This is a genomic window from Flavobacterium sp. (assembly GCF_049590715.1).
Lineage (GTDB): Bacteria > Bacteroidota > Bacteroidia > Flavobacteriales > Flavobacteriaceae > Flavobacterium.
Genome location: NZ_JBAWDL010000234.1, coordinates 1 through 3,056, shown reverse-complemented (window position 1 = coordinate 3,056; position 3,056 = coordinate 1). Strand labels below are relative to the sequence as shown.

At 32.6% G+C, this 3,056-nt stretch carries 3 protein-coding genes; 1 reads left to right on the top strand and 2 read right to left on the bottom strand.

The features are described from left to right. Positions 1-258 precede the first annotated feature (258 nt). Positions 259-669 (bottom strand): hypothetical protein, encoded by a 411-nt coding sequence (locus WBQ70_RS10585; protein WP_423913870.1) that lies wholly within the window; start codon positions 667-669, stop codon positions 259-261. Positions 670-1,094: 425 nt separating this feature from the next. Next, the gene (gene tyrS / locus WBQ70_RS10580) at positions 1,095-2,393 is read right to left on the bottom strand and encodes a tyrosine--tRNA ligase (RefSeq protein WP_423913868.1); all 1,299 of its coding nucleotides are present in this window, start codon (positions 2,391-2,393) and stop codon (positions 1,095-1,097) included. Between the two features lie 243 nt (positions 2,394-2,636). On the opposite strand from tyrS, the gene WBQ70_RS10575 reads away from it, so the two are divergent. Beyond that, a partial coding sequence (locus WBQ70_RS10575) for an NAD-dependent epimerase/dehydratase family protein (protein ID WP_423913865.1) occupies positions 2,637-3,056 on the top strand: 420 nt, incomplete at its 3' end.

The window sequence follows — 3,056 nt, the reverse complement described above, 5'->3', positions numbered from 1 at the left end:
CACTTACACTACGTAACCATTAAAGTTAGCGCAGGTATTTACCTGTGCCCCAAAAGATTAGCAAAAAAAACACATTGTAACTCTAGTTTCTTTTTACATCTTAAAATTAAACAAAAAAGTTGTAGCTTTTTTATAGCTACAACTTTTTTTCTTAAAATGCTACTCACTGTTGTGGGCACAGACAAATGCCTGCGCTAACGAAGAACCTTTGTAGACAAGTTTGCGCCATCGGGGGGGCATCTGTAATAGCTAGTTTATCTAGTGCTTAACATCTTCGTTATCTTTTAAATAATCGTAAATAGCTAACTTCCCATCGACCTTATAAATCTTAACTGTTAATTTTCCTTTTATTTTAACAACAGAATCCCCAACACTTACATTTGAAAAAAACTTAGGACTAATCTCTTCTTTGCTATGATTTGAAAAAACAATTGTTGGAGCAGCGTGATTTGCATAATCAATATAGGACTTAATAACTATACCAGAGTATTGACTTTCTCTAAAATTTTTTTCGCTTTCCTCTGCGAAATCTATAGGATAAAAAGGAAGGAAGAGAATAATTAAAAAAACAAAAATGGAAATACACTTAAAAGCTTTATTAAATAAAATCAATATTCTTATTAATCTATAATCTAAATCTAAATTTTTTATTTCATTTTCATTAAACATATCTATTATAAATTATAAACGAATTAGCCCGATGGCGCACATTTACACTACGTAACCACTAAAGTTAGCGCAGGTATTTACCTGTGCCCCCAAAGATTAGCAAAAAAACACATTGTAACTCTAGTTTCTTTTTACATCTTAAAATTAAACAAAAAAGTTGTAGCTTTTTTATAGCTACAACTTTTTTTCTTAAAATGTCTGCTCACTGTTGTGGGCACAGGCAAATGCCTGCGCTAACGAAGAACCTTTGTAGACAAGTTTGCGCCATCGGGAAAATAAATTGAACTGTAAATTCTAATTTATTTTTATGATATTTATTTAATGGTGTAAAACATTGTATCCCAAAAAAAGTCAACAACATTAAAAAACCTCGTTTAAAATGATTTAAACGAGGTTCTATATATTATACTTCCTAAAAATTATGCTTACACAATACGAATCACAAAATAATTCTTCTTCCCACTTTGTAACAATACAAATTGGTTGTTAATTAAATCATTCTTGCCAAGAATATAATCTTCTTTTATTTTCTCTTTATTAATCGAAATTGAATTAGCAGTCAACGCTCTTCTGGCCTCTCCATTCGATTTAAAAAATCCTGTTTTTTCATTCAAAACAGAAATTATTTCGATTCCTGCTTCAATTTCAGTTCTCGCAATCTCTGCTTGTGGAACACCGTCAAAAACTTCTAAAAAAGTAGCTTCGTCTAAGGTTTTCAAATCATCCGCAGTAGCGTTACCAAACAAAATGCTAGATGCTTTTTGCGCTTTTTCTAAATCTTCTTTGGAATGTACAAAAGTCGCTAACTCCTCAGCTAATCTTTTTTGTAATACGCGTAAATGAGGCGCTACTTGATGCTCTACAATCAACCCTTCAATTGTTTCTTGATCTAAGAAAGTGAAAATTTTAATATATTTCTCAGCATCAACATCTGTAGTATTCAACCAAAATTGGTAAAATTTATAAACCGATGTTTTATCTGCTGTCAACCATACATTTCCTCCTTCGGATTTACCAAATTTAGTTCCATCAGCCTTAGTGATTAACGGACACGTCATTGCAAAAGCTTTGGCTTCTTCGCCTACATTCATACGACGAACTAGCTCTGTTCCTGTGGTAATATTCCCCCATTGATCAGAACCTCCCATTTGCAACAAACAGTTGTATTCTTTATGCAAATGGTAAAAATCATATCCTTGAATCAATTGATAGGTAAACTCCGTAAACGACATTCCCTCACCTTCTCCATTGATACGTTTTTTAACTGAATCCTTTGCCATCATATAATTGACCGTGATTCTCTTGCCCACATCACGAGCAAAATTGATAAAAGATAAATCCTTCATCCAATCGTAATTGTTTACCAAAACAGGTGCATTTTGTTCTTTCGAATTAAAATCTAAAAAACGAGATAAAACCCCTTTAATTCCTTCAACATTGTGTGCCAAAGTAGCTTCGTCAAGCAAATTACGTTCGTCAGATTTCCCAGAAGGATCTCCAATCATTCCCGTAGCGCCACCTACCAATGCGATAGGCTTGTGCCCAAAGTTTTTAAGGTGTACCAATAACAAAATAGGGACTAAACTCCCTATATGCAATGAATCTGAAGTGGGATCAAATCCAATATAGGTGCTAGTCATTTCTTTTAAAAGTTGTTCTTCGGTTCCAGGCATAATGTCGTGTACTAAACCACGCCATTGTAATTCGGAAATAATATTTTTCATTTTATTTTAATCAATTTACTTCGTCTGTTCAGCCTTTCTGGCTTCGAGTGCGCAAATATAACAATATCAAAGGGGAAATTCAATAGCAATAAGAATAATACAATCTCAATGGAAATGGCTATAAATTTCAAAACAAACTCACTAGTTATAAAACTAATTATAAATTTTCAAACTGATTAATGATATTTACATTCCGATTGAAATCAGTTTTTCAATTGAAATTGATTTTACTACATTTACCAAATGATTTTAGTCACAGGAGGAACTGGTTTAGTAGGTGCACATTTATTACTTCATTTGGTTGAAAATGAAGAAAAAGTACGTGCTATTTATCGTAGTTCTAAAAGTATTGAAAAAACGAAATCTCTTTTTGCTCTTTATAAAAAAGAAGCTTTATTCTCTCGTATCGATTGGCAAGTAGGTGATATTACGGATATACCTTCATTAGAAAAAGTGTTTATAGGAATCGAGTACGTCTATCATTGTGCCGCCATTATTTCATTTGATCCAAAAAATGAAAATGCATTGCGAAAAATCAATATCGAAGGGACTGCAAATATTGTCAATTTTTGTATTGCAAAAAACGTTACCAAATTATGCCACCTAAGTTCGATAGCTGCCTTAGGAGATTTAGCAGAACATGAAACAATACTCACCGAAGAA

Bases quoted from the DNA above. Each gene is read 5' to 3' on its own strand.
- tyrS (WP_423913868.1), bottom strand. From the start codon at position 2,393: ATGAAAAATATTATTTCCGAATTACAATGGCGTGGTTTAGTACACGAC.
- WBQ70_RS10585 (WP_423913870.1), bottom strand. From the start codon at position 669: ATGTTTAATGAAAATGAAATAAAAAATTTAGATTTAGATTATAGATTA.